Origin of the sequence: Burkholderia paludis (assembly GCF_000732615.1) — a bacterium.
GTDB lineage: Bacteria > Pseudomonadota > Gammaproteobacteria > Burkholderiales > Burkholderiaceae > Burkholderia > Burkholderia paludis.
On record NZ_JPGL01000051.1, the window covers coordinates 1 to 26,886 of the forward strand.

General features: G+C 69.1%; 20 protein-coding genes. 12 read left to right on the plus strand and 8 right to left on the minus strand.

All coding sequences use genetic code 11. The annotated features are described in order from the left end of the window. Positions 1 to 50: 50 nt before the first annotated feature. Entirely contained in the window at positions 51 to 236 is a 186-nt protein-coding gene (locus GQ56_RS0126935; RefSeq protein ID WP_031401605.1) for a hypothetical protein, read from the minus strand. Positions 237 to 444: 208 nt separating this feature from the next. On the opposite strand from GQ56_RS0126935, the gene GQ56_RS0126940 reads away from it, so the two are divergent. Together GQ56_RS0126940 and GQ56_RS0126945 are read left to right on the plus strand one after the other, a co-directional pair. Beyond that, positions 445 to 1,203, plus strand: a complete 759-nt coding sequence (locus GQ56_RS0126940; protein WP_031401606.1) for a DeoR/GlpR family DNA-binding transcription regulator — start codon at positions 445 to 447, stop codon at positions 1,201 to 1,203. A gap of 105 nt (positions 1,204 to 1,308) precedes the next feature. Continuing rightward, positions 1,309 to 3,105 (plus strand): phospholipase D-like domain-containing protein, encoded by a 1,797-nt coding sequence (locus GQ56_RS0126945; protein ID WP_031401607.1) that lies wholly within the window; start codon positions 1,309 to 1,311, stop codon positions 3,103 to 3,105. Between the two features lie 74 nt (positions 3,106 to 3,179). On the opposite strand, the gene GQ56_RS0126950 is transcribed toward GQ56_RS0126945, so the two are convergent. The 3 genes from GQ56_RS0126950 to GQ56_RS0126960 form a co-directional block, all read right to left on the minus strand. Continuing rightward, positions 3,180 to 3,854, minus strand: a complete 675-nt coding sequence (locus tag GQ56_RS0126950; RefSeq protein WP_031401608.1) for a TetR family transcriptional regulator — start codon at positions 3,852 to 3,854, stop codon at positions 3,180 to 3,182. Positions 3,855 to 3,967: 113 nt separating this feature from the next. After that, complete coding sequence (locus GQ56_RS0126955) at positions 3,968 to 5,236, minus strand: NAD(P)/FAD-dependent oxidoreductase (RefSeq protein ID WP_031401609.1); 1,269 nt, start codon at positions 5,234 to 5,236, stop codon at positions 3,968 to 3,970. A 143-nt stretch (positions 5,237 to 5,379) separates the two neighbouring features. Then, positions 5,380 to 6,960 carry an amino acid permease gene (locus tag GQ56_RS0126960; RefSeq protein WP_031401610.1) on the minus strand — a complete coding sequence of 527 codons (1,581 nt, stop codon included), beginning with the start codon at positions 6,958 to 6,960 and terminating at the stop codon, positions 5,380 to 5,382. A gap of 635 nt (positions 6,961 to 7,595) precedes the next feature. Between GQ56_RS0126960 and amaB the strand changes: the two genes are divergently transcribed. Next, entirely contained in the window at positions 7,596 to 9,110 is a 1,515-nt protein-coding gene (amaB, locus tag GQ56_RS0126970) for an L-piperidine-6-carboxylate dehydrogenase (protein ID WP_031401612.1), read from the plus strand. Positions 9,111 to 9,396: 286 nt separating this feature from the next. On the opposite strand, the gene GQ56_RS0126975 is transcribed toward amaB, so the two are convergent. Further along, positions 9,397 to 11,841: a DUF3772 domain-containing protein gene (locus GQ56_RS0126975; RefSeq protein WP_031401613.1), complete on the minus strand. Its 2,445-nt coding sequence runs from the start codon at positions 11,839 to 11,841 to the stop codon at positions 9,397 to 9,399. Positions 11,842 to 12,213: 372 nt separating this feature from the next. Between GQ56_RS0126975 and GQ56_RS0126980 the strand changes: the two genes are divergently transcribed. From GQ56_RS0126980 to GQ56_RS0127000, 5 genes are all read left to right on the plus strand, one after another. Next, complete coding sequence (locus tag GQ56_RS0126980; protein WP_031401614.1) at positions 12,214 to 12,597, plus strand: DUF2750 domain-containing protein; 384 nt, start codon at positions 12,214 to 12,216, stop codon at positions 12,595 to 12,597. 93 nt (positions 12,598 to 12,690) lie between these two features. Next, positions 12,691 to 14,118 carry an MFS transporter gene (locus GQ56_RS0126985; RefSeq protein ID WP_031401615.1) on the plus strand — a complete coding sequence of 476 codons (1,428 nt, stop codon included), beginning with the start codon at positions 12,691 to 12,693 and terminating at the stop codon, positions 14,116 to 14,118. A 431-nt stretch (positions 14,119 to 14,549) separates the two neighbouring features. Further along, positions 14,550 to 15,839, plus strand: coding sequence for a hypothetical protein (locus GQ56_RS0126990; RefSeq protein ID WP_052007341.1), 1,290 nt, complete (start codon positions 14,550 to 14,552; stop codon positions 15,837 to 15,839). Between the two features lie 164 nt (positions 15,840 to 16,003). Further along, a complete protein-coding gene (locus GQ56_RS0126995) occupies positions 16,004 to 17,116 on the plus strand; it encodes a porin (protein WP_031401617.1) in 1,113 nt (370 codons plus the stop codon). 8 nt (positions 17,117 to 17,124) lie between these two features. Beyond that, entirely contained in the window at positions 17,125 to 18,177 is a 1,053-nt protein-coding gene (locus GQ56_RS0127000; RefSeq protein WP_031401618.1) for a nucleoside hydrolase, read from the plus strand. 24 nt (positions 18,178 to 18,201) lie between these two features. On the opposite strand, the gene GQ56_RS0127005 is transcribed toward GQ56_RS0127000, so the two are convergent. Beyond that, the gene (locus GQ56_RS0127005; RefSeq protein WP_031401619.1) at positions 18,202 to 19,113 is read right to left on the minus strand and encodes a LysR family transcriptional regulator; all 912 of its coding nucleotides are present in this window, start codon (positions 19,111 to 19,113) and stop codon (positions 18,202 to 18,204) included. 94 nt (positions 19,114 to 19,207) lie between these two features. On the opposite strand from GQ56_RS0127005, the gene GQ56_RS0127010 reads away from it, so the two are divergent. From GQ56_RS0127010 to GQ56_RS0127020, 3 genes are all read left to right on the plus strand, one after another. Then, positions 19,208 to 20,557: an NCS2 family permease gene (locus GQ56_RS0127010; protein ID WP_031401620.1), complete on the plus strand. Its 1,350-nt coding sequence runs from the start codon at positions 19,208 to 19,210 to the stop codon at positions 20,555 to 20,557. Positions 20,558 to 20,604: 47 nt separating this feature from the next. Next, entirely contained in the window at positions 20,605 to 21,705 is a 1,101-nt protein-coding gene (gene add, locus GQ56_RS0127015) for an adenosine deaminase (protein ID WP_031401621.1), read from the plus strand. Between the two features lie 187 nt (positions 21,706 to 21,892). Continuing rightward, positions 21,893 to 23,773: a WG repeat-containing protein gene (locus tag GQ56_RS0127020; protein WP_031401622.1), complete on the plus strand. Its 1,881-nt coding sequence runs from the start codon at positions 21,893 to 21,895 to the stop codon at positions 23,771 to 23,773. Positions 23,774 to 23,872: 99 nt separating this feature from the next. Here the strand turns inward: GQ56_RS0127020 and pdxR are convergent, their stop codons facing one another. Next, a complete protein-coding gene (pdxR, locus tag GQ56_RS0127025) occupies positions 23,873 to 25,375 on the minus strand; it encodes a MocR-like pyridoxine biosynthesis transcription factor PdxR (protein WP_031401623.1) in 1,503 nt (500 codons plus the stop codon). A gap of 122 nt (positions 25,376 to 25,497) precedes the next feature. On the opposite strand from pdxR, the gene GQ56_RS0127030 reads away from it, so the two are divergent. Next, the gene (locus GQ56_RS0127030) at positions 25,498 to 26,136 is read left to right on the plus strand and encodes an FMN-binding negative transcriptional regulator (protein ID WP_031401624.1); all 639 of its coding nucleotides are present in this window, start codon (positions 25,498 to 25,500) and stop codon (positions 26,134 to 26,136) included. A gap of 34 nt (positions 26,137 to 26,170) precedes the next feature. Here GQ56_RS0127030 and GQ56_RS0127035 read toward each other — a convergent pair whose 3' ends face one another. Continuing rightward, positions 26,171 to 26,752, minus strand: coding sequence for a thioredoxin family protein (locus tag GQ56_RS0127035; RefSeq protein WP_031401625.1), 582 nt, complete (start codon positions 26,750 to 26,752; stop codon positions 26,171 to 26,173). Between the last annotated feature and the right edge of the window lie 134 nt (positions 26,753 to 26,886).

Below are 26,886 nucleotides of genomic sequence, written 5' to 3' on the forward strand. Positions count from 1 at the left end.
GGGCGCGCACCGCCCCGCACGCGGTGCGGGCGGGCGCGCGGATGTGCCGGTCAGTCGATCGAGAACGTGTCGAGCGGCTGGTTGGCGCGGGCGTCGGTCGCGAAACGCGCGGCGAGCTGTTCGTAGAGCCGGCGGGCCTCGTCGAGCGTCAGGTCGATCCAGTACGGATCGCCGGCCCCGTCGTTGAGGCGTTCGGGCGGGAACTGGATTTCGATCACACTGCCTTTGCGATACATGGCGCGAGTCTCTCTGCTGGGTCGGTCATTCTGCGAAACGCAAAGTGTAGCAACCGGCGCCGCGCCGATTCGCGCGCATCAGGCAATAATGAATTTCGCATTCGGCCGGCGCGGCCGGTGCGGTTTCGCGCCGCCGTCAAATGCCGGTCAAACGGGCGTAATACAATGGCCGGCTTACCCATTACCAGTCGCCTCGGGCGCACACGCGATGCTGGCGGAACAACGTCATCAATTCATCCTGTCGGAGCTCGGACGGTCGGGCGCCTTGTCGGTCGCGGAACTGGTCCGCTCGCTCGACGTGTCGCGCGAGACCGTGCGGCGCGACCTGAACGCGCTGGCCGCACGCGGCCTGCTCGTGATGACGCACGGCGGCGCGCTGGCCGCGGACCGCCGCGAGCCCAGCCTGTCCGAACGCGAAGCCGCGAACGCCGAGGCGAAGCGCACGATCGGGCGGCGCGCGGCCGAGTTCGTGCCCGACGATGCATCGGTGCTGATCGATTCGGGCAGCACGCCGCATGCGGTCGCGCTCGCGCTCGCCGACCGGCACCGGCTCTCGATCTACACGAACGACTGGCGCACCGCGTTCGTGCTCGCGCGGCGCAACGGCAACCGCGTGACGCTGCTCGGCGGCGAACTGTCCGACGACGAGGACGCCACCTTCGGGCTCGACACGATCCAGCAGCTCGCGCAATACCACGTCGATTTCGCGTTCGTCGGCGCCGGCGGCATCACGCCCGACGGCGAATGCACCGACTACTCGCGGCTCGCGGCCGAGGTGCGCAGCCGGATGATCGCGGCGGCGGGCACGACGCTCATCGTCGCCGACCATTCGAAATTCGGCCGCGTGACGCCGGTGCGTATCAACGGCACGGCCGCCGCCCGCTATCTCGTGACCGACCGCGCGCCCGACAAGGCCGTGCGCCGCGCGCTGACCGCGCGCGGGATCGAGCTGCTCGTGTGCGACTGACGCGCGTCCGACATACAAGGTTCATCGAACCGTCATCCTGCGGGAAGAAGCACCGTCAAGACTGACCCATTCATCTCGATCGGCCGGCAGGCCAGGGAGCAACGAATGACCGTCAGCGTGCGCAGCTATCTTTCCCCCACCCTGGTCCTGCTGGCCTTCGACTGGCCCGATGCGGCGTCGCGTACCGATTTCCTCGGCTTCGCGATCCGGCGCACGCCGGGATTCTGGTCGGCCGACGGCAAGACGCGCGCGCCGGACAGCTGGCTGCCGAACCGCCTGACGTTCGAGGGCCCGGCCGCCCACACGCAGGGCGATGCGCCGACCGACCAGGCGCCGATCCAGAAATTCATGTGGTGGGATGCGCGCATCGATCCGCAGGACCGCGGCGCGGCGTTCCGCTACGACGTGTATCCCGTCGTCGGCACGCCGGCGAACCTGCAGGTGCTCGACGCGCAGGCCGGCGTGTGCGACGTCGTGCTGCCCGCGCATATCGAGGACGGCGTCGGCACGTGGTTCAACCGCGCGGTGGTCAGCTCGCAGGCATTCGCGAGGCAGGTCGCGGCGCTCGGCCTCGCGCCGAATGCGGCGCCGAGCGCCGCGCAGGCGCTGAAGCTGCGCACGTGGCTCGCGAACGACATGGAGCAGGTGTTCGCGGAGATGCTCGACCCGGCGTCGCGCGCGGCGTCGGCCGTCTATCACCTGACCGACACGCTGTGGGCGCTGCCCGCGTTCAAAGCGTTCGGGCGCAAGCACGGCGAAGCGTCGCTCGCGATCGTCTACGACGCGCATACGACGGCGCGCAAGGGCAAACCGCCGCTGCCGTCGCCGAACCAGCCGGCCGTCGATGCGCTGCAGGGGCTCGCGACGCTCGCGCCGCGCAACAGGACGCATATCATGCACGACAAGTTCATCGTGACCGACGCGTCGTCGAACGCGGCGCCCTCACGCGTGCTGACCGGCTCCGCGAATTTCACGACCGAGGGGCTCACGGAGCAGGCGAACGTGCTGCACGCGTTCGATTCCCCCGCGCTTGCCGCGCTGTACAACGATCGCGCGCAGGCGCTGGCCGGGAATCCGTCGATCGCGGAGACCGCGAAGCTGTCGCCGGGCTGGTCGGAACCGATGACGATCGGCAGCGCGCAGGTGCGACTCGCGTTTTCGCCGGAGCCGGCGGGGCAGCGCACCGAAATCGACACGATCGTCGCCGCGATCGCGGCCGCGAAGCATTCGGTGTGCTTCTGCCTGTTCATGCCGACCGACGCAGAGCTGCGAAAAGCGTGCTTCGCGGCCGGCGACCGCGGGCTGATGATGTTCGGCCTGGTGAACAAGATCAACGTCGGCAGCGCGACGAAGGCCGATGCCGAGCAGCAGGCCGGCCAGACGATCGATGCGGCCACGCTCGCGAACCTCGAGCTGTACCACCGCAACGAAGACAACCACGACGTGATCGACGCCGAGTATTTCTCGCCGGCCACAGTGCCGCAGGGTTTCGAGCCCGAGTTGCGCCTGTTCCCGGGTGAACCGGCGCCGGCCTTTCCGCCCGTCGTGATCCATCACAAGTTCATCGTGATCGATGCGGAGGGCGCGAATCCGGTCGTCTATACGGGCTCGGCGAACATGAGCCGCAATTCCGAGCAGTACAACGACGAGAACCTGCTCGAGATCCGCGATCGGCGGATCGCGGCGATCTATCTCGCGGAATTCCTGCGGCTGTACGAGCACTATCGCGCGCGGGCATTGGCGATCAATGCGAAACGGCACGGCGGCACGGACGGAGGCACGGGCGCGCATGCGCGGCTCGCGCTCGCGCCCGATTCGAGCTGGGCGAAGAAGTATTACGTGGCGGGAAGCCCGGAAGAGAAGGCCCGGATCGCACTGGCGTCGACCGCGCCGACGGACTGACGCACGGGAGAGCGACGGGCGCGGATGTCGCGCGCCCGAGGCAGGGCTGGCCGGGGGAAGCCGGCCGCCGCCGCTTATGCGGCGACGTAGCGGAGTACGGCGTCGGCGATCGTGTCGCGATGCCGTGCGCGCAGGCGCGGCGCCGACGGGTCGCGGCCGAACGCGGCGCCGAACGTGTAGCGGTTCGACACGCGATGGAAGCAGAACGAACTGATCAGCAGGTGCAGGTCGAATGCATCGATGTCCTTGCGGAACGCGCCGCTCGCCGCGCCGCGCTCGACCAGTTCCTCGAGCGTCTTGATGATGCTGACGTTGCGGTTCTTGAACGACTTGAGCTGTTCGAGATACTTCGCGCCGTGGATGTTCTCGATCGACACGAGGCGCACGAAGTCGCGATGCTTGTCGTGATAGTCGAACGTGAATTCGACGAGGCGGCGCATGCCTTCGCGCGGCTCCATGTCGCCGATGTGCAGTTCCTGCTCGAGCGCGCGGATGTCGCCGTACACCTTCTCCAGCACGGCCTCGTACAGGCCTTCCTTGCTCTCGAAGTAGTAATAGAGCATGCGCTTGGTCGTGTTCGTGCGCTCGGCGATCGCGTCGACGCGCGCGCCGGCGAGACCCATCGCGGAGAATTCCTGCGTGGCGACGTCGAGGATGTTGCGCCTGGTTTGCTCGGGATCGTATTTGCGCCGCGCATCGGACGGAAGCGTGCGGGTCTCGGAGGTGGCGGCCTTGCTTCCTGCTTTCATGTGACTTTATTGTGGCTTCGGCGGCTTGGAAAAGGCATTCTAGCATGCGGTAAAACCCCGCCCGGCCGACCTTCCGCTCTAATCGGACGGGCCGTTCCGGCTGCCTGGGGCGCTCAGCGGCGGCATGACGCGAGCGCGTCGCGGGCCTGGTACGCGGTGTATGTGAGCTGCGCGGCGGCGAGGCCCGCCAGCCCGAACGTGCGCGTGAGCCCGAACGCCGCGAAGCCGTCCGGCACCGGGCGGCCTTCGGCCAGCGCGGCCGCGAGCGCTTCGCCGGCCACCGTGGTCGGCGCCATTCCGTGGCCGCCGAACGCGATCGCGTGCCACACGCCGTCGGCGTCGCGGCCGATCTGCGGCATCTTGTGCCGCGCGTAGCTCATCAGCCCGCCCCATGCGTATTCGACCTTCACGTCTTCCAGTTGCGGATACACGCGCAGCAGGTCGCGCCGCAGCAGGCGCGCGATCGCGTCGGGGCCGCGGTCGAGCACGGAAATCCGGCCGCCCCACAGGATGCGCGTGTCGTTCAGCGGGCGGTAGTAGTCGAACGCGAAGCGCGTGTCGTAGATCGCGTACGGTGCATCGATCGCATCGGGCAGGCGCGCACCGAGCGGTTCGGTCGCGATCACGTAGGTCGCGATCGGCAGCACCGCGCGCTCGATGCGCGGCGACACGCCGCGCGCATAGCCGCCGCAGGCGAACACCACGTCCTTCGCGCGCACCGCGCCCTGCGCCGTGCGCACGACGTACCCGGCGCCTTCGCGGGCGATGCCGAGCGCGGCCGAGCGCTCGTACACGCGCGCGCCGCCGCGCGCCGCGGCCGCCGCGACGCCGAGTACGTACTTGAGCGGATGGAAGTGGAACGCATTCGGTTCGAACAGGCCGCCGTAATAGCGCGACGTCTTCAGCCGCTTGCGCAGCGCATCGGTTGCAACGGGCTCCCAGTCGACGCCGAGTTCGTTCTTCATCAGCGCACGCACGCTGTCGAGCCTGGCGGGATCGTCGAACCAGTTCGCCAGCATCACGCCCTGGTCGACGATGTCGCAATCGATCCCGTAGCGCGCGATCCGCGCGCGGATCAGGTCGACCGCATCGACGGTGAGGCGGTACAGCCTGCGCCCTTCGTCGCGGCCGAGCGTGCGCAGCAGGTCGGCGTTGTCGAGGCTGTAGCCGCCGAATACGAAGCCGCCGTTGCGGCCCGACGCGCCGAAGCCGACCTGTTCGGCGTCGAGCACGACGACGTCGCGCACGCCGCGCTCGACGAGCCCGAGCGCGGTGCACAGGCCGGCGAGGCCGCCGCCGACGATGCAGACCTGCGTGTCGGTCGTGCCGGACAGGGGCGGGTAGGGCTGGCGGGTGACGGTGGCTTCGTAGAAGTTCTGCATGCGGTTTCGTTGATTCGTAACGGCAGATAGACGGACGGCGCGCGTCGATCTTGCCTGAACGCGCGCGCCGCGTCGAATGGGGGATGTCCGGGCGCCGGCTGCCGCGCGCGGGCGGCGGCCGGTGCGACGCATGACGCCGTGCTTCAGGCGCCCGGCGTCGGGTTGGCCGGACGGGCGACGTAGCTCGCGTAGCCGGCGTCGGCCCGCGGCGCGGTTTCGGGCGTCGCGCTGCGTTCGATCCACGGCGCGATTTCCATGTCCTCATAGCGCACGAGGCGGCATTTGCGCACGAGTGCGTAGCCGAGCCAGGTCGCGAGGAAGAACGGCAGGCCGATGTAGGTCGAGGCGACGCCGACCCAGTCGATCCGGTCGGAGAGGAACGCCTGGTAGTCCTGGCCGAGCGCGACGATCGCGCACAGGGCGAACGCGAACAGCGGGCCGAACGGGAACCACTTCGACCGGTACGGCAACTGGTCGAGCCGGTAGCCCTGCTTCAGGAACCCCTTGCGGAAGCGGTAATGACTGACCGCGATGCCGAGCCACGTGATGAAGCCGGCCATGCCCGACGTGTTCAGCAGCCACAGGTACACGGTCTTGTCGCCGTACAGCGACGTGAGGAAACACAGAGCGCCCACGGCCGTCGTCGCGTACAGCGCGTTGCGCGGCACGCCGCCCGGCGACAGCTTCGCGAACAGCTTCGGCGCGCGGCCTTCGACCGCGAGGTTGTAGAGCATCCGCGTGGACGCATACATGCCCGAGTTGCCGGCCGACAGCACGGCCGTCAGGATCACCGCGTTCATCACGCCGGCCGCGAACGCGAGGCCCGCGTGGCGGAACACGAGCGTGAACGGGCTCACGCCGATGTCGGTCACGTCGCTCTTGAGCAGGCTCGGGTCGGTATAGGGAATCAGCACGCCGATCACGAAGATCGCCAGCACGTAGAACAGCAGGATGCGCCAGAAGATCTGGCTCACCGCGCGCGGGATCGTCGTGCGCGGGTTTTCCGATTCGCCGGCCGCGACGCCGATCATTTCGGTGCCCTGGAACGAGAAGCCCGCGATCATCGCGACGCCGAGCATCGTCGCCCAGCCGCCGGCGAACGGCGCGTCGCCGATCGTGAAGTTGCCCCAGCCGGCGCTCGGGCCGCCCTGCATGATCCCGAAGATCATCAGCAGGCCGACGCCGACGAACGCGAGCACCGTCAGCACCTTGATCAGCGCGAACCAGTATTCGGCTTCGCCGAAGCCGCGCACCGACAGCGCGTTGAGCGCGAAGATCAGCGTGAGGAACAGCGCGCTCCACCAGACGCCCGGCACGTGCGGGAACCAGTAGTTCATCACGAGCTGGGCGGCGACGAGCTCGACCGCGATCGTCACGGCCCAGTTGTACCAGTAGTTCCAGCCGAGCGCGAAGCCGAAGCCCTCGTCGACGAACTTCGCGCCGTAGGTCGCGAACGAGCCCGACACGGGCATGAGCGCGGCCATCTCGCCCAGGCTCGTCATCAGGAAATAGACCATCAGGCCGATCACCATGTACGCGAGCATCGCGCCGCCGGGGCCGGCCTGCGAGATCGACGCGCCGGACGCGACGAACAGGCCCGTGCCGATCGAGCCGCCGATCGCGATCATCCGCAGGTGGCGGGCCTGCAGCGCACGGTGGAGGGACGGTTTCGCGGGCGGCGAACCGGACGGACGGGACGAATCGGGTCGGGCATCTGAATGCATGGCGGGCGCTGGGCGCTGTCTCCGGAATTGTTTTTTCGGTGACGAAGCGCGACGCGTTGCCGGCTGCGGGCCGGGCAGCGGTGATGCGGGACGGGGGCGGGCCGGATGAACCGGGCCGCGATGCGTGTCGCGTTCGTCGGTCGTCCGGCTGCGGTGGCGGCGGCCGGCGGCGCGCCGGGTGCTTTGCACCTCGACGCCGCAACGATTGTGTGTGCCCGAGGTGCGGGCGGCAAACGATATTTCCGCACAGGGTAATGCGGGTTTGTCATCAACCCGGGCGTCGTCGCAACCCGCGCGGCGGCCCGGCTGCAGGCTTCGGAAGGGTCCCGTATACATGAAGGAACACCCCCGGTTCGCTCGCCGAGGTGTTGCGTTTTGGGAATGAAGTCGTGAGTTAATATCAATAGCGGCCCGACTTGTGGCCACCGACAATGTATTTCATGGATCGTGCGTCGCGAGGCGGGCGCGCGCCGTCCGTCCGGCTTGCCGGCGGCGGCGCAGCGCGATGCGCCGGGCGGCGCACCGGCCCTCCCGCGCGGTGCATCCGCTTGCACCGGGCGCGCGAACGCGCTCCAATCGAATCACGCGGGCGGCGTCGCCGCCGCACCGATCAATCTGTCCCTGAAGAGGAAGTGATGCAATTCAACGACATTCTTGCCGCGCTCGATATCGATCTCGCCCAGTGGAAAGGCAATGCGCTGACCGCGCGTTCGCCGCTCGACGGCGCGACGCTCGCGACGCTGGCCGTCGACACGCCCGCCGACGCCGAGCGCAAGATCGACGCCGCGCACGACGCATTCCTCAAGTGGCGCACGGTGCCGGCGCCGGTGCGCGGCGAACTCGTGCGCGTGTTCGGCAACGTGTTGCGCGAGCACAAGGCCGAACTCGGCCGCCTCGTCACGCTGGAAGCCGGCAAGATCACGTCGGAAGGCCTCGGCGAAGTGCAGGAAATGATCGACATCTGCGATTTCGCGGTGGGCCTGTCGCGCCAGCTTTACGGCCTCACGATCGCGTCCGAGCGCCCGGGCCACCGGATGATGGAAACGTGGCACCCGATCGGCGTGTGCGGCGTGATTTCGGCGTTCAACTTCCCGGTCGCGGTGTGGGCGTGGAATGCGGCGCTGGCGTTCGTGTGCGGCGATTCGGTCGTGTGGAAGCCGTCGGAGAAGACCCCGCTCACCGCGATCGCGTGCCATGTGCTGCTCCAGAAGGCGATCCGCGAGTTCGAGAAGACGCATCCGGGCGTCGCGCCGGCGGAGCTGAGCCAGCTGGTGCTCGGCCTGCGCGATGTCGGCGAGGTGCTGACCGCGTCGAAGAAGGTGCCGGTCGTCAGCGCGACGGGCAGCGTGCGGATGGGCCAGGAAGTCGCGAAGGTGCTGAGCCAGCGTCTCGCGCGCGGCATTCTCGAACTCGGCGGCAACAACGGGATGATCGTCGCGCCGAGCGCGGACCTGGATCTCGTCGTGCGCGCGGTCACGTTCGCGGCGGTCGGCACGGCCGGCCAGCGCTGCACGACGCTGCGCCGCCTGATCGTGCACCGCAGCCTGGTCGAGCAACTGCTGCCGCGCATCGAGAAGGCTTACGCCTCGGTGAAGGTCGGCAACCCGCTCGAGGAAGGCACGCTGGTCGGCCCGCTGGTCGATCGCGCGTCGTTCGACGCGATGCAGAAGGCGCTCGGCGATGCGCGCGAGCAGGGCGGTGAAGTGAAGGGCGGCGAGCGCGTCGACGTCGGCGCTCATGCGGATGCGTACTACGTGCGCCCGGCAATCGTGCGGATGCCGAAGCAATCGGCGGTGGTCGAGCGCGAGACGTTCGCGCCGATCCTGTACGTGATGGTCTACGACAACTTCGACGACGCGATCGAACTGCACAACGCGGTGCCGCAAGGGCTGTCGTCGGCGATCTTCACGAACGACATGCGCGAGGCCGAGCAGTTCATGTCGGCAGCGGGCAGCGACTGCGGGATCGTCAACGTGAACATCGGCACGAGCGGCGCGGAAATCGGCGGCGCGTTCGGCGGCGAGAAGGAAACGGGCGGCGGCCGCGAATCGGGTTCGGATGCATGGAAGGCGTACATGCGCCGCGCGACGAACACGATCAACTACAGCCGGCAACTGCCGCTGGCGCAAGGCGTGAAGTTCGACGTGTAACGTCGCGCAGCCCGTGGCGTCGCGCGGCGATGCCACGGGCCGCCAACCGGGCCGGCACCACGTAGCTGGGCGGCCGAGGGCCGGGTTCCGTATGACACGGGGCCCGGCTCTTTTGTTTTGGGCCTGCGCTCGTGGCCGGGGCGTGGATTTGGCGGCTCGACGCATCTCGCTGCCGTTTCCCGTTGTCGGCGCGCATCGGGCGATCGCATCCGGACTTCGGCGTGCCGCCGGCGCGTGATCGAGGCAGCGGCCCCGGCGTGCCCTGCCGGGGGCAGCGCGTACCGCGTCAGTGCTCCGCCGCCGGCATGTTCTGCACCACCAGCACCTGCGGGCTCGACAGCGTGATTCCCGCCGCGCGCAGTTGCTTGAGGATCTCGAACAGCAGATCGCTTTTCGTCGAGCTTGCGATCCGCGGGCTCGACACGTACCCCGTCACGCTCAGCGTGATGCCGTCCGGCGTGAGCTGGCTGAACGTCACCGACGGCGCGGGCTTCTCGAGAATCGCCTGATGCGTGCGATACGCGTGCAGCAGCAGGTCGCGCACCTGCTCGGGATCGGTGTTCAGCGGGAACGTCAGCGCCAGCGTTGCGACGCCCTGCGTGCTGTTGCCCATCGTCACGTTGCGCAGGTTCTGCGAGATCAGCTGCGAGTTCGGCACGATCACGGTCGAGCGGTCGCTGAGCTGGATCTCGGTCGCACGCACGTTGATGCGGCGGATGTCGCCTTCGACGCCCGCGATGCTGATCATGTCGCCCACCTTCACCGGGCGCTCGGTCAGCAGGATCAGCCCGGACACGAAGTTCTTCACGATCTCCTGCAGGCCGAAACCGATACCCACCGACAACGCGCTGACGATCCACGCGAGATTGTTCCACTTGACGCCGAGCAGCCCGAGCGTCATCAGCACGAGCAGCACGTAGCCGACGTTGGTGAACAGCGTGATCAGCGTCACGCGCATCCCGGTATCCATGCCGAGCGCGGGCATGAACTCGCCGTCGAGCCAGCGGCGCAGCGAGCGCAGCAGGTAGAGGCCGATCGCGAGCCCGATCACGGCGTTCATGATCCGGTCGGGCATGATGTTCAGGCTCTGCAGCCGCTGGCTGCCGATCATCGCGATCGCGCTGTCCAGCAGGTCGCCCGGCGTCGTGCCGAAGCCGCCGGTCAGCAGGGCGATCGCCGCGATCAGCATCAGCAGGCTCGTGCCGAAGCCGGACAGGACCGTGCGGGCCTGGTCGAGGTGACGGTCCTCGAGCGCGAACAGGTGCTTGATCTGCTGGCCGGTCGGCAGGCTCGACGAGAACAGGCTCTCGCTCGCGTCGCGCGTCAACTGGATCAGGATGTAGGTGGCGCACAGCACGATCTCGAACCACACCAGCTCGTAGGTGATGAAGCGCGCGACGGTGATGTAGCCGATCAGCAGCGCGATCAGCGACACGACGATCGCCAGCGTGACGCCGGCGTGGATCAGCCCGGCGAGCGTCGAGCGCTGCTCGGGCGCCTCGCCGGCCGCCGCGAGCGCGCTGCGCGCACGGTTCGAGCGCAGCAGCGACGCGCCGACCGTCAGCGCGACGACGAGCGACACGATGCCGCGGCCGAACAGCGTGACCGACAGGCTGGTGTCGACGATGCGGTTGATCGATTCGAGCGTGCCGGACATCAGCAGCAGCGCGGCCAGGATGCCGGGAAACGGCTTCATCGCGCGGGCGACGGGATCGGCGAGCGCGGGCAGGCGCCACGACGGATGCTTCGTGCAGAGCAGCGCGCGGCCGAGCCCGGCGATCAGCGCGCAAGTGGCGGCCAGCTTCGCGAACTGGTCCCACAGGTCGGTCAGCGCCGGCGTGAGTTCGTAGTGACGCGCGACGGCGAGGTAGAGGATCTGGACGGCGATGGCCGTGGCGATCAGCGTCGACAGTGCGGTCGACAGCGCCAGCGCGCTGCGGCGCAGGCGGGTGGCCGGCAGGCGGTTCAGGCAGAGCCAGCCGAGCCCGCGCTCGATGAGCCGGCGCCCGCCGACCCATGCCGCGAGCGCGGCGATCAGCAGCAGCGAGGTGATCGCCCGTTGCCCGGGCACCCACGACGAACGCACCATGTCGTGCAATTCGTCGTCGAAATCTTCCAGCCGCTGGCGGTCGTCCGGCGACAGGTGGAACAGCGGCAGCCAGAACTGCGCGCTGAAGATGCCGCCCGAACGGAACGCGAGCTGGTTTTTCAACAGGCCGCGATGCAGCTTCGCAAATTGCTCGGCCAGGTTCGTGAGGCTGGTTTTCTGGTCGGCGGCCTGCTTCAGCGCCGCGTCGATCTGGGTCTTGCGCGCATTCAGCATGGCCCGTTGCCGCGCAACGGCCGGCGTTTCCGGCGCGGCGCCGTCGGCAGGCGGCGGGCCGAGCACGTCGAGCTGCGCCTGGACCTGCGCGCGCTGCGGCGCGAGGTCGTTCTGCAACTGCGCGACGTCGGCGCCCAGTTCCTGCGCCGAATCGTCGAGCGCGTCCAGCTCCTTGCTGTTGGACGTTGTCGACGTCTGTTGCTTGATGCGGTCGAGTTCGACCTGCATCTGCTTGAGCTGCGCGAGCGCGTCGGGCAGCGAGATGGCCGGCGCGGGGGCGCCGACGCCGCTCGCGACGGGCGCGGAAGCGGCCGCCGGAAGCGCCGATGCCGTCGCGACCGCCGCGAACTGCAGCAGCGCGATCAGCGCGATCCGGCGGGCGTACGTGAAGAGTCGTGATGTGGACATGGAATGCTTACGATTTGCCGACAGTGCCGATCGCCGAAAGGCGCCCGGAAGCCGGTGGTTGGTCCGGTAGCATGTTACCGGGGTGTGGCGATGTACGATTTCCGGATGTGCATCCGTGGGGGCCCTCAGCCGGGCATGCGCGACGGGCACGGAAAGTCCCTTTCGCCCCGTTTTACAGGGGCCGTGGCGTCCGGGTTGCGCCGGAACGGGCGTATTTCCGGCAGCCCGCGACGGGACAGATGGTTACGAAATTTACATGCGATCGGCGCGGGATCGAACCGGATAAGCGGAGCAGGCGTGCCCGCCGCGTGAATCGGGCGACTTGAACGTGGCCGATGTCCGTCGGACCCGACATCGAAATCGAGGCGATGAATGGCCGTTCACCGGGAGAAGATCGAAAGCGTACTGCGGCTCGACGCTCGCGCGCGATTCGACTATTTCATTCGCAGGATCGCCGATTCGGAGGTCGTGTGGGGCCTGTTCGATACGGGGTGGGCGACCGCAAGCGCGGATGGCCGCATCGCGATCCCGGTCTGGCCGGAGCAGGACTTCGCGGCGATCTGCGCCGACGCGCAATGGGCGTGCTTCCATCCGGAGGCGATTCCGCTCGACGCATTCCTGACGCGCTGGCTCCCCGGGATGGCGAAGGATCGCAGGCTGTGCTCGGTGTTTCCGGTGCCGGCGGGCCGCGGGCATCTCGTGTCGCCGCCGGACCTGCTGGCGTCGATCCGGTCGGAGTCGTCGCAATATGAGTGAACGGAAGCGTGCGCCTCGCTAAAATGCGCGGAGCCGCTCGCCAGCTTTCCCCTGGCGGCGCCAAGACAATCAAGAATCCGGAGACTTGCCACCATGGCATCCACCCAGCCTGCCCCGCTTGCCGCAGCGGACGCCGCCCGTTCCGGGGCGATCGACCCCGGCGCGATCTCGGCCCGCCTCGACCGCCTGCCGCCTACCCGCACCGTCTGGAAACTCGTCGTCCTGCTGAGCCTGGGCTTTTTCTTCGAACTCTACGATCTGCTGTACAGCGGCTACGTCGCGCCCGGCCTGGTGAAAAGCGGCATCCTGTCGGCGACGACACACGGCCTGTTCGGCACCACGGGCGTCGCGAGCTTCATCGCGGCGCTGTTCTCCGGGCTCTTCATCGGCACGATCGCGTGCGGCTTCCTCGCCGACCGCTTCGGCCGCCGCGCGATCTTCACGTGGTCGCTGCTGTGGTACACGGCGGCCAACGTCGTGATGGCGTTCCAGGACACCGCGGCCGGGCTGAATTTCTGGCGCTTCGTCGTCGGTCTCGGCCTCGGCGTCGAGATGGTGACGATCGGCACGTACATCTCGGAGCTCGTGCCGAAGCAGATCCGCGGCCGCGCATTCGCGTGCGAGCAGGCGGTCGGCTTCGTCGCGGTGCCGGTGGTCGCGTTCCTCGCGTACCTGCTCGTGCCGCACGCGCCGTTCGGCCTCGACGGCTGGCGCTGGGTCGTGCTGATCGGCGCGCACGGCGCGCTGTTCGTGTGGTGGATTCGCCGCGAACTGCCGGAAAGCCCGCGCTGGCTCGCGCAGCAGGGGCGGGTCGACGAAGCCGACCGCATCATGCGCGCGCTCGAGGCGAAGGTCGAGGCCGAATACGGGCGGCCGCTGCCGCCGCCCGCGCCGGCCGAGCCGGTGCCGCCGCGCGGCAGCTTCCGCGACATGTGGGTGCAGCCGTATCGCAACCGCACGATCATGATGACGATCTTCAACGTGTTCCAGACGGTCGGCTTCTACGGCTTCGCGAACTGGGTGCCGACGCTGCTGATCAAGCAGGGCATCACGATCACGTCGAGCCTGATGTATTCGAGCGTGATCGCGCTCGCGGCCCCGATCGGCCCGCTGATCGGCCTCGTGATCGCGGATCGCTTCGAGCGCAAGTCGGTGATCGTCGCGATGGCGGCGGCGATCGTCGTCTGCGGGCTGCTGTTCAGCCAGACGACGGTGGGCGTGTTCCTGATCGTGCTCGGCATCGGCCTCACGCTCGCGAGCAACATCATGTCGTACAGCTTCCACGCGTATCAGGCCGAACTGTTCCCGACCTCGATCCGCGCCCGGGCCGTCGGCTTCGTCTATTCGTGGAGCCGCTTCTCGGCGATCTTCTCGTCGTTCGTGATCGCGGCCGTGCTGAAGGGCTTCGGGACCTTCGGCGTGTTCGCGTTCATCGCGGGCGCGATGGTGGTCGTGATGGCCGCGATCGGGTTCATGGGGCCGCGCACGAAGGGCATCGCGCTCGAAACCATTTCGCGGTAACGGCGGGCCGTACGCGCGTGCCGCACGTTTCATGCGGCACGCGGTACGCGATACGCGTGCGATATGGTTGCGTCGGGCAATGTGGCATGGAAAATGATTCGATATCCGAATCGATTGGCGCAATGCGATCGAATCGTTCCGAAAAGGAGTTGGCCTGCGTGTCGGGTTCGAACGCCCGACCGGCAAGATTGCCACATGCCGAAAATGCGAACGGCAACCGGTTGAAACAAAGCGTGACGAAGCGCAAATCCGCCGTAAAGCGCGATTGCCGTCGCTGCCGATTTCCGTGCGGACGCGTAAAATAAAAGACCTGACGACTCATTAGCCGCCATCGGACCATCCGCGTTGCAACGGCGAACGGCTCCGCCGCGAAGAGGCGTCGGCGTCGGGCGCGCACGATGTGCCCGGCGTGTCGACGGCTCGCGCGGAAGATGCGCCGTTCGCGACAGCAGCATGCGGCGGCGGGATCGGCCGGTGGTTTCGAACCCATGATGCCTTTCAGCCTGACGCGGCCATTTGCGAAGCCGCGTTGCCTTGCCCGCGCAGCGGCCGCGTGTCTCTGGCTCGCCGCCGCGCTGCCGATTTCCGTGCTTGTCGGGCAGCCGGCCCTTGCGGCGTCCGACACGGCAGTGCCCGCCGCGGCGTCATCCTCTTCGATCGAGCCGCCCGCGGTAGCGACTTCCCGTGCGCATTCCGCAGCGCCGGCGCGTGCATCGTCCGGCGTTTCCGCCGCGCAGCCTCCTGCGTCTGCGGCCTCATCCGCGCATCCGGCGGAACCTGCCGTCCCGGCGTCGGGCGCATCGGCGGCATCGGCGGCATCGGCGGCATCGGCCGCTTCCGCCGCCGCGCCTGCTTCGGCCGCGTCCCCCGCGCCTGCCGGCGAGGCCGAGCCGGCTGCGCCGATCCCGCCGCGCCGGCATCCGCCGCTGTCGGCGGAGGAGGCGAAAAACGCGACCGCGCGCGCGGTCGACATGCGCAAGCGCTTCACGCAGGAAGTCACGCGGCGTCTGAACGTGCCCGCGAGCGAGCAGCGCGCCTACGGCGAGCGGCTCCAGAAAGCGCTCGCCGATGCGGATCTCGGCGACCTGGCCGGCGAATACGTCGCGTTGGTCGACCGCGCGCCGAACGTGCAGGCGCTCTTCATCTATTTCCGCGCGACGCCGGCCGACGCGTGGCTGATGATCGGCGCATCGCCGGTCGGCACCGGGCGGCCGGGCCAGTACGATCATTTCCTGACGCCGCTCGGCGTATTCCATCATTCGCCGGACAACATGGATTTCCGTGCGGAAGGCACGACCAACGAAAACGGCATTCGCGGCTACGGCCGCCGCGACCTGCGGATCTACGACTTCGGCTGGGTGGACGGCGAGCGCGGCTGGGGCAAGGGCGGCGTCTCGCCGATGCGCTTCCAGATGCATGCGACCGACCCCGATCGCCTCGAGCCGCTGCTCGGTATCCGGCATTCGAAGGGGTGCGTGCGGATTCCCGCGTCGCTGAACGTGTTCTTCGACCGGCACGGGCTGCTCGACGACGATTACCAGGCGCGCGTCGAGGCCGGCAAGTCGCTGTGGGTGCTGCGCCGCGATCGCGACATCACGCCGATCGCGGGCCGCTACCTGGTCGTGATCGACAGCGCGCGCAAGACGCGCCCGGGCTGGTCGCCGTTGCCGGGGCGCAAGGCGTGGTCGAAGGTGCCGAAGAGCGGCGACACGGCGGACTGACGCCGGCCGGCCGGGCGGGTGCGGGCGCGGCCGGGTTGAGAATAAATCCGTTTTATCGACACATAAGAAAAGCAAACTTTTATTATCCGATCCGGGTTCGTATAGTCGAGGCCAGTTTCGCGGAACCCTGCCGCGCCTGGACCACCACCGATCACACGACCCGCATGAAAACTTTCTACAAGCTCGCCCCGCTCGCGATGCTCGGCGCCTTCGCGACGCATGCCAGTGCGCAAAGCAGCATCACGCTGTACGGTCTCATCTCGGCCGGCGTCGGGTTCGCGACCAACCAGGGCGGCAAGAACGCCTGGCAGGCGCTGTCCGGCACGAACCAGAACCCGCGCTGGGGGCTGAAGGGCAAGGAAGATCTCGGGCAGGGGCTGTCCGCGGTCTTCCAGCTGGAGAACGGCTTCAACGTGATGACGGGCACGGCCGCGCAGAACGGCCGGGAGTTCGGGCGCATGGCCTATGTCGGCCTTGCCGACCGCACCTACGGCACGCTGACGTTCGGCCGCCAGTACGATGCGATCCACGACTACATCGGGCCCGTGATCATCGCGAGCAACGGCGTGAACATCGGCGACAACGACAACGGCTACAACGACATCCGCGTGCAGAACTCGGTGAAGTACGTGAGCCCGGATTACCGCGGCCTGAAATTCACCGCGCTGTACGGCTTCAGCAACGCAACGGGCTTCGCGAACAACAGCGCGTACAGCTTCGGGCTCGGCTACGAGCATGGGGCGCTGCGCTGGAGCGCGGTCTATGCGCAGTACAACCATCCGTACAGCGCGACGAACCAGGATGGCGCGATCGCGAACGACTATGCGTCGCCGCTGCTGATCTTCAGCAAGAGCGCGATGACGCCGGCCGCGTATGCGAGCCGGCAGCGGATCGCGGGCACGGGCGGTTTCTATACGATCGGCCGCGCGCAGTTCGCCGCGATGTTCACCGACGTGCGCTACGATTACCTCGACAACACGCATCTGCACCTGCAGAACCTCGGCGTGAACGTCGTCTACACGATGACGCCGCAGCTCTTTCTCGGCGCCGCGTATGCGTTCACGAACGGCAAGTACGACGTGATCGACAAGCGTCCGCGGTGGCACCAGGTGAACCTGCAGGCCGATTACTACCTGTCGAAACGCACCGACGTCGCGCTGACCGTGATCGCGCAGCAGGCGGCCGGCGACGCGGAGCATGCGCAGATCTTCGCGTACGCACGCTCGACCGGCACGCGCCAGATGATGGCGACGCTCGGCATCCGGCACGTCTTTTGAGCCCGACCATGACCCATCCGATCGCATCCCGACGCACCTTCCTGAAATGCTCCGCCGCGCTGGCCGGCACCGCGCTGCTGCCCGGGACGGGCGCGTTCGCCGCCGGCGGCGACGCCGCTCGCCGCACGGTGATCATCGATACCGACCCGGGGCAGGACGACGCCATCGCGATCCTGTTCGCGCTGGGCGCGCAGGACCGGCTCGACGTCCGCGCGCTGACCGCCGTCGCGGGCAACGTGCCGCTCGACCTGACCGAACGCAATGCGCGGATCGTCCGCGACTGGGCCGGCCGCACGAAGACGCTGCCCGTCTATGCGGGCTGCCCGCGGCCGCTCGTGCGCGAACTCGTGACGGCCGCGAACGTGCACGGCAGGACGGGGCTCGAAGGCGTCGAACTGCACGAGCCGCTGGCGCCGCTCGCCGCCGGTCACGCGGTGTCGTACCTCGTCGACACGCTGGGCCGCGCGGCGCCGGGCAGCGTGACGCTGTGTGCGCTCGGCCCGCTGACGAACATCGCGACCGCGCTGGTCGAAGCGCCGCAGATCCGCGGCGCGCTGCGTGAAATCGTGCTGATGGGCGGCGCGTTCTTCGAGCGCGGCAACATCACGCCGGCCGCCGAGTTCAACATCTACGTCGATCCGCAGGCGGCCGACGTCGTGTTCGGCAGCGGCGTGCCGATCGTCGTGCTGCCGCGCGACGTCGCGGTGAAGGCGCCGATCACGCCGGCGCGCGTCGCGCCGTTCCGCGCGCTCGGCAACCGCTGCGGCGCGATCGTCGCGGACATCATGACGGCCGAGCTGGCGTACAACCGCAAGCGTCGCGGTGTCGACGACGCGCCGATGTACGACCCGACCGCGGTCGGCTATCTCGTCGATCCGACGCTGTTCGGCGGACGCAAGGTGAACGTGGCGGTCGAGACGGCCGGCCAGTGGACGCTCGGCGAGACGGTGGTCGACTGGAACGGGCGCAGCGGCCGCGCGGCGAACGCGACGTGGATCAACGAAGTCGACGCGGACCGCTTCTACGCGACGCTCGTCGAGCGCATCGCGAAGCTGCCCTGAGTGCGGGCGCGGCGGGCGGACGCGTCAGATGTGTTTCGCGATCCACTCGCGGCATGCGCGCACGTGCGGGCCGCGATCGTCGCCGGCGAGCGAGATCAGCGAGATCGCGCGCGTGACGCGCGGCTTGTCGACGCGCAGCGCGACGAGTTCGGGGTCGTGCAGATGCATCGTGTAGAGGCTCGGCAGCACGGCGGTCGCGAGGCCGTTGCGCGCGAGCGCGTAGAGCGGCTCGGTGTATTCCATCCGGTACGTGACGTTCAGGCGCAGCTTCTCGGCGCCGCCGGTGCGATGCAGCGATTCGCTGACGCTGCCGCGCACGAACACCGCAAGCTCGCGATCGACGAGTTTCGCCCATGTGACGCTTTTCGCGCGGGCGAGCGGATCGTCGCGCCGCACGACGATCACGATCTCGTCCTCGAAGAGTTGCCGGTAGCGCAGCGTGCCGTCGTCGCCGTCCGGCTCGCGCACGCCGATGCCGAGATCCGCGACGCTGTCGCGCACGGCCTCGACGAGCGCGCTGTTCGGCAGGTCGGTGAGCGTGAAGCGCAGCGTCGGGTGGGCGGCGCGCAGTGCGTTGAGCGCGGGCAGCAGGCGGCCCGCGACCGACGGGATGAAGGCGATCCGCACCGTCTGGATGCGTTCGCCGATGAGCCGCGTCATGTCGTCGAAGGTGCCGCGCGCCTGGTTGAGCAGGCGTTCGGCGAGCGGCAGCACGGCTTCGCCGGCGGAGGTCAGCGAGAGCCGGTGCGCGGAGCGCGCGAACAGGCGCCCGCCGAGCAGGAACTCGATCTGGCGGATCGACGCGGTGAGCGCGGGTTGCGTGAGCGACAGCGCCTGCGCGGCCTGCGTGAAGCTGCGCGCGTGGGCGAGCACGACGAAGTGCTGCACCTGCCGCAGCGTGAGCGCGGGCAGCAGCGACGAGCGATCGGACGACATCGGGCAATAACGGTCGGGATGCGGTACGCGGCAGTATAAGACCGCGCCGCGCGAACCGACACAGGACAATATTCGGAATCACGGGAGAACCACCATGTCAGCGACTGACACGATGCCGGCGCGCACGCCGGCCAACTGGCTCGAACGCCGCTTCGCGCTCGCGGCGCGCGGCACGAGCGTGCGCACCGAGACGATCGCGGGCGTCACGTCGTTTCTCGCGGCCGCGTACCTGCTCGTCGTGATCCCGTCGCTGCTCGCGACGGGCGGCATGGAGCGCGGCGCGGCGACGACGGCGACGATCGTCGTATTCGTGCTGTTCACCACGCTGATGGGGCTCTACGCGAACCTGCCGTTCCTCGTCGGCCCCGGCATCGGCGGCTCGGTGATCATCGGCGTGACGCTCGCGACCACCGAGCACGTCGGCTGGCAGACGGGCCTCGGGATCGCGTGCGTGTCGGGCGTGCTGTTTTTCCTGCTGACGATCCTCGGCGCGCGCGGCGTGGTGATGAAGCTGATCCCGGTGCAGATCAAGCTCGGGCTCGGCGCGTCGATCGGCCTGTTCGTCACGATGCTCGGGCTGCGCAACGCGGGGATGGTCGTCGCGAACGCGAAGACCAACGCATTCGCGCTCGGCGATTTCTCGCGGCCGGGCGCGCTCGTCGCGCTGATCGGCCTCGCGGTCGCGATCGTGCTGCAGGCGCGCAAGGTGCCCGGCGCGATCCTGATCGCGATTCTGGCCGCGGCGGCGGCCGGGGTGCCGCTCGGCGTCACGCACCTGCCCGCGTCGTTCGTGTCGCTGCCGCACAGCATCGCGCCGATCGCGTTCAAGCTCGACATCGGCAGTGCGCTGAGCCTCGCGGCCGCGCCGTACCTGTTCGCGTTCTTCGCGGCGGAATTCTTCTCGACGCTCGGCACCGCGCTCGCGGTCGGCGCGAAGGCGAACCTGCTCGACGAACAAGGCAACCTGCCGAACATCAACCGGCCGTTCCTCGTCGATTCGCTCGCCGCCACGATCGGGCCGGTGTTCGGCATCCCAGCGCTGACCGCGCTGATCGAATCGGCGGCGGGCGTCGAGGCCGGCGGCCGCAGCGGGCTGTCGTCGCTGGCCGCGGCCGTGCTGTTCGCCGCGATGCTGCTGTTCGTGCCGGTCGCGCTCGCGATCCCGAAGGAGGCCACCGCGCCGGCGCTGATCCTGATCGGGCTGTCGATGTTCGCGACGATCCGCCACACGCATTTCGACGATTTCACCGATGCGCTGCCCGTGATGTCGATGGTGCTGCTCACGCTGATGTCGAACAGCTTCGGCACCGGCATCGCGGGCGGGCTGCTGTGCTACGTGCTCGTCAAGCTGCTCGCCGGCCGCCGGCGGGACGTGTCGTGGGGGCTCGTCGTGCTCGCGATGCCGCTCGGCTATTACTTCTGGACCGTCGTGAAGCCGCACTGAGAGACGGCTTGCGCGACGCATCGGCACCACCGCAACAAGAGACTGACATGAACGGAACACCAGGGAACGTCCCGGCCGCGCGCACGGGCATCGAGATCACGCCCGCGCATCGCGCCTTCTTCCACGCGCTGCCGAAGGTCGAGCTGCATTGCCACCTGCTCGGCGCGGTGCGTCACGAAACGTTCGTCGCGCTCGCGGCGCGCAGCGGCGCGCCGATCGAGCGCGCGGAAATCGACGCGTTTTACGCGCGCGGCGAAAAGCCGGTGGGCGTGCTGCACGTGCTGCGCGCGCTCGACAAGTATCTGCTCACGCGGCCCGACGACCTGCGGCGGATCGCGTACGAGTATCTGGAGGACGCGGCCGCGCACCACGTCCGGCACGCGGAATTCTTCTGGAACCCGACGGGCACGGTGCGCGTGTCGGGCATCGCGTATGCGGACGCGCAGGCCGCGATCGTGACGGCGATCCGCGACGCCGCGCGCGACTTCGGGATCGGTGCGCGCCTGATCCCGAGCATCGACCGCGAGCAGGACCCGGACGAGGCGGTTGCGATCGTCGAGTGGATGAAGGCGCATCGCGCGGACGAAGTCGCGGGGCTCGGGATCGACTATCGCGAGAACGACCGGCCGCCGGAACTGTTCTGGAAGGCTTACCGCAATGCGCGCGCGGCGGGATTTCGCACGACCGCGCACGCGGGCGAGTTCGGGATGCCGTGGCGCAACGTCGAGACGGCGGTCGATCTGCTTCAGGTCGATCGCGTCGACCACGGTTATACGATCGTCGACAACCCCGAACTGTGCGCGCGCTACGCGGAACGCGGGATCGTCTTCACCGTCGTGCCGACGAATTCGTACTACCTGCGCACGCTCCCGCCGGAGCAATGGGCGGAACTGCATCCGATGCGCAAGATGCCGGGCCTCGGCCTGAAGATCCATCCGAACACCGACGATCCGACGCTGCACAAGGTGAACCCGTCGGAGGCGTGGGAGCTGATGTTCGGCCATTTCGGCTTCACCGTTGCCGAGCTGAAGCAGTTCATGCTGAACGGGATCGACGGCGCGTGGGTGGACGACGCGACGAAGGCCGCGTGGCGCGCGGCGTGGGCGCCGGAATTCGACACGCTGGCCGCCGCGCTCGCGGCGGGCTGAGCGCCGGGCGGGTGTCCGCCGGCCGAGGATCGGCCCGCCGGCGGCCCGAGCGGGCGCCCTGCCGGTCGGGTGTCGTGTGGCACGGTTCGCGTGCGTTCGCTATATTGGCGCCCGGTTGCGCGCGAATCGGCCGAATCGGCACGAATCGGCGCGAGACGACACGACAACGACGAGGGCGACCCTTCCGATGGGCAATCGAGCATGGCTCTATCTCCAGGCCGGTGACGGCGACGACGCGCGGACGATCGAGTTCGCGGAATCCAACAATCACTTTCCGCTGCTGTGGCGGCTGCTGCTCGCCGACGGCGGCGCGGGCGAAGCGATCACGGATCAGCGCGTGTTCGGCGACGCCGGCACGCCGAATCTCGCCAGCGATGCGCGTGCGGCGCTGGCGCGCATCGACCGGCTGGCGTCGTTCGTCGTCGCGCATCCGCTGCCCGGCGACGATCCGGCGCTTGCGCGGCAGTTCGATGCGCTGGTGCGCCATCTCGGCGAAACGATCGACGCGCTCGGCGAGGCGCACGGCGCGCCGCGGATTTCCGCGAATCTCGACGAATTGTCGTGGCTCGACGGCAATCCGGACGACTACATCGACCGGGAGCGCGTGACCTGCACGCGCCTGTGGTGGCGGGTCGCGAACTGCATGGACTTTCGCGACGTGCGCGGCGTGCGCGATGCGCTCGAGATCGACGCGCGGCCGGACTGGCGCGACTGGGCGTGGGGGTTCGGTTTCGGTTGCCTGTCGCATCACTATTTCGCGCGCCAGGAGCCGCCGCGCGGCGTGACGTTCGCCGGGATGTTCGATCCCGCCGAGGTGCAGGGCAACTGGCTCGACCACGACACGTTCAGCTTTCGCGGGCGCAACGGCCTGTGGGGCGTGCGGCGCGAAAGCGACGATGCGTGGGAGGTGATCGTGCCGCCGGAATGGACGGGCCTGTGGCGCAGCGGCGCGCGCGATCATCTCGTGCTGTGGGCGGCGCGCGACGGCCGGGTCGGTTTGCTGTCCGCCGGCGTCGCCGGGGGGCAGGTTTTGCGCGAGCCCGCGTTCGACGAGGTGTGGGACTTCACGGACGACATCGCGTGCGTGCGCGTCGGCGAGCGCTTCGGGTTCGTGCGCCCGGACGGCGCGTGGATGCTCGAACCGGTGCTCGACAATGTCGGCGAGTTTTCCGACGGGCTGGTGTCCGCGAGCGTGGACGAGCGCTGGGGCTTCGTCGACACGAACGGCGCGTGGGTGATTCCGCCGCGCTTCGACGATACGCACGAGTTCGTGGACGGCAAGGCCGTGGCGGTGCGCGAGGGCGAGCACTGGGGGCTGGCCGGCCGCGACGGGCAATGGCTGGCGCGGCCCGAATGGACGTCGCTCGAATGGTCGTCCGAATGCGGTGCGTTTCTCGCGGAGCGGGGCGGGCACACGGGCCTCGTCGATCTGAAGGGCCGGACGGTCGTCGCGCCGCGTTACGCGGAAATCGCGAAGCTGATCGACGACGGGCGGACGGAGGACGTGGCCGAGCCCGGCGCGATTCGCCACATCGTGCGGCGCGGCGACGGGCGCTGCGCGATCGTCGACGGGCTGGACCGGGTGCTGACGCCGTTCGACTTCCTGAACATGGGCGCGCTGTCCTGGTTGCCGGACGACGCGGCGGTGCCGCGCGAGCTGTTCACGCGCTATGCGGTCGGCATCGAGTCGGCCGAGCCGGTGCGGTTCGCGATCTGCGATCTGGATGCGGGCGCAACGATTTCGCTGGGGCGATGCGACGATGTGGCCGGCCTGTTCTTCGGTAACGGTTACGGCTGGCTGGCCGGCGTGGAGTGCGACGGCGGCGACATGCGCGCGGGCGTGTTCCGTGCGGACGGCACCGTGCTGCATCCGGCCCGATACACGAGGATCGGCGACGACGCGCTGTTCGACGGCAACGCCGCGCGCACGTTTCTGATGCCCTGGCATGTCCGCCGCGCCGCGATCGCGCAACGCTGGCGCAACGGCGAACCGGTCGCGGCGATGCGCGACGACGGCGTGTCGGTCTGGCTGTACGCGGACGGGCGCGCGACGACGACGCGCGGCTGAAGCCGGCCACCGGCCCGCATGCCGGCGCGGTCGGCGCGCGCGCCGGCAACGCGGGGCCGCGCATCGCGGCCGGCCGGGCGTCGCGCGAGGGCTGCCCGATCAGCGCGGCGCGACGCCGGCGGCTGTGGCGACCACGTCCGCGAGCCGCTGCGCGGCCGCTTCCATCTGTGCGCGGCCGAACCCGCCGAAGCCGAGCACGAGCCCCGGGCGGGCGGTGCCCGGTGCGAACATCGGCGACACCGCGCGCACCGCGACGCCGGCTTGCGCCGCGCGCGCGACCACGTCGAGATCGTCGATCCCTTCCGCGAGCCACAGCACGACGTGCATTCCCTGGTCGCCCGGTTGCACCCACGCGCGTTCGCGCGGCAGCCGCGCGCCGAGCGTGTCGATCAGATGCGCGCGCTGCTCCGCATACACGCCGCGCACGCGGCGGATGTGGCGGTCGAGATGGCCTTCCGCGATGAACGCGGCCAGCACGTGCTGGTCGGCGGTCGGTACATGGCGATCCATCAGCGCGCGTGCGCCGCAGAATGCCGGCACGAGATCGTCGGGCGCGATCACGTAGCCGAGCCGCAGCGACGGAAACAGGATCTTGCTGAAGGTGCCGAGATAGATCACGCGATCGGGATCGAGGCCTTGCAGCGACGGGAACGGATGGCCTTCGTAGCGCAGCTCGCTGTCGTAGTCGTCCTCGACGATCCACGCGCGATGCGTGCGCGCCCACGCGAGCAGCGCGTTGCGCCGCGCCATGCTCAGCGGCATGCCGAGCGGGTACTGGTGCGACGGCGTGACGAACGCGGCGCGCGCATCCGGCGCGACGCGCACGCCTGCATCGACGTCGAGACCGTCGGCGTCGACCGGCACGCGCACCATCGCATCGGGTCGCCCGGAGCTTTCGAGCAGCGCGGTGATGCCGCGATAGGCCGGATTCTCGACCCAGGCCCGATCGTGTTCGCCGAGCAGGATCCGGCTCGCGAGATGCAGCCCCTGCTGCGTGCCGCTCGTGATCACGACCTGGCCGGCATGGCAGCGCACCGAGCGCGACCGGCGCACGTAGTCGGCGATCGCCTCGCGCAGCGGCAACGCGCCTTGCGGATCGGCATAGCCGGACGGCGCGCCCGCGCCGCGCGCGCGCAGGCGGTTGCCGAGCCGGCGCCAGATGTCGTCGGGCGCGGTGAGGCCGATCGGCACCGAGATCGCGAACGGCATCGCCGGCAGCGGGCGGAACTCGTCGGCGATCCGCGCGAAGGTGGCGGCCGGCTCGGGCAGCCCGGAGGGCGCCGGCCGGCGCCGGGCGGGTGGCACGAGCGCGTCGGCGGGCGGCGGCTCCGCGAGCGCGTGGGCGACCCGCGTGCCCGCGCCGCCGCGCGATTCGAGAAAGCCCTCGGCGATCAGTTGCGCGTACGCATCGACGACGGTGCCGCGCGCCACCTGCAGCGCCGCCGCCAGCAGCCGTGTGGACGGCAGCGTGTCGCCCGGGCGGACGTCGCCGCGGCGCACGGCGTCGCGCAGCGCCTGCGCGAGCTGGCGGCTCAGGTCGCCCGCCGAGCGATCGAGCGCGCCGAGCGACGGGATGTCGACGTTGCGGGCCGTTCTTGCCATGATTCTGGTCTGCTCAAATTGTTCCAAACCGGTTCTACAGCATAAACCAGTTTGCGATCACAATCGGCGGATGACGGGCCGGCGCCCGTTCCCGTTCAACCCCGCACGACCATGGAGCCGACATGTACGTCCCCGCCGAATTCAACGAGCCCAACCCCGACGTGCTGCACGACCTGATCGTGCAGCACCCGTTCGGCAGCCTGATCACGCACGGCAGGAACGGACTCGACGCGATTCACATCCCGTTCGAACTGGTACGCGTCGACGGCGGGCTCGGCGAACTGCACGCGCACGTCTCGCGCGCGAATCCGGTCTGGCAGGAGGTCGCGAACGGCGACGAGGTACTCGTGATCTTTCGTGGGGGCGACGCCTATATCTCGCCGACCTGGTATCCGAGCAAGCACGTCGCGCACCGGCAGGTGCCGACGTGGAACTACGTGGTCGTGCATGCGCACGGGCGCATCACGGTGCGCGACGACGAGAAGTTCGTGCGCGGCGTGGTCGCGCGGCTGACGCGCACGCACGAAGCGTCGCAGCCGGCGCCGTGGAAGATGGGCGACGCGCCGAAGGACTATCTCGACATGATGGTGCAGTCGATCGTCGGGCTGCAGATCGAGATCACGCGGTTCGTCGGCAAGCGCAAGCTCGGGCAGAACAAGGACGAGGCGGATATCCGCGGCGCGGGCGACGCGCTGGTCGCGAACGGCAACCTCGCGATCGGGGAAGCGATGATCGAGGCGGCGGACGCGAAGCGCACGTGAGCGCCCGGAGCGGGCGGGCCCGCGCGCCGGCGCGTCACTGCGCGTGCGGTGCGCCCTTCGCACCGTCTCCCGCCTGCGCGAGCGCTTCGCGAATCGCGGCCTCGGTCGTGTCGTACCCGCCTTCGCCGTAGCGCGTATAGACGACCTTGCCGTGCGCGTCGATCAGGTACAGCGCGGGCCAGTACTGGTTGCCGTACGCGCGCCACGTGTCGTAGCGGTTGTCCTGCGCGACCGGATACCGGATGCCGAAGCGCCGGATCGCGTCGGCGACGTTGCCCGCGTCGCGTTCGAACGGATATTCGGGCGTATGCACGCCGACCACGACGAGCCCCTGGTCGCGATACTTCCGGTCCCATTCCTTCACGTACGGAATCGTATGAATGCAGTTGATGCACGAGTACGTCCAGAAATCGACGAGCACGACCTTGCCGCGCAACTGGCCGAGCGTGAGCGGCGCGCTGTTGTGCCAGCGATCGATGCCCGCGAAATCGGGCGCCGCCGTACCGGCCTGCGAGGCCGGCATGCCGGCGTCGTCGCGGGTGCCGGCGAAGGCGGCGAGCCCGGCCATGGCGGCGAGGGCGATGACGAGGGCGGCGGTCTTGAGGCGGGTCGGCATGGCGTTCTCCTGAGCGGGAGGCCGCCGCGCGGAGGCGGCGGCCGGACGGGTTTCGACAGGCCCCATTAGGCGGCGCGGACGTATCTGCGATGTGTCCGGCCGGCCGCGCGTGTGCAACGTTGTGTGTCGTCATG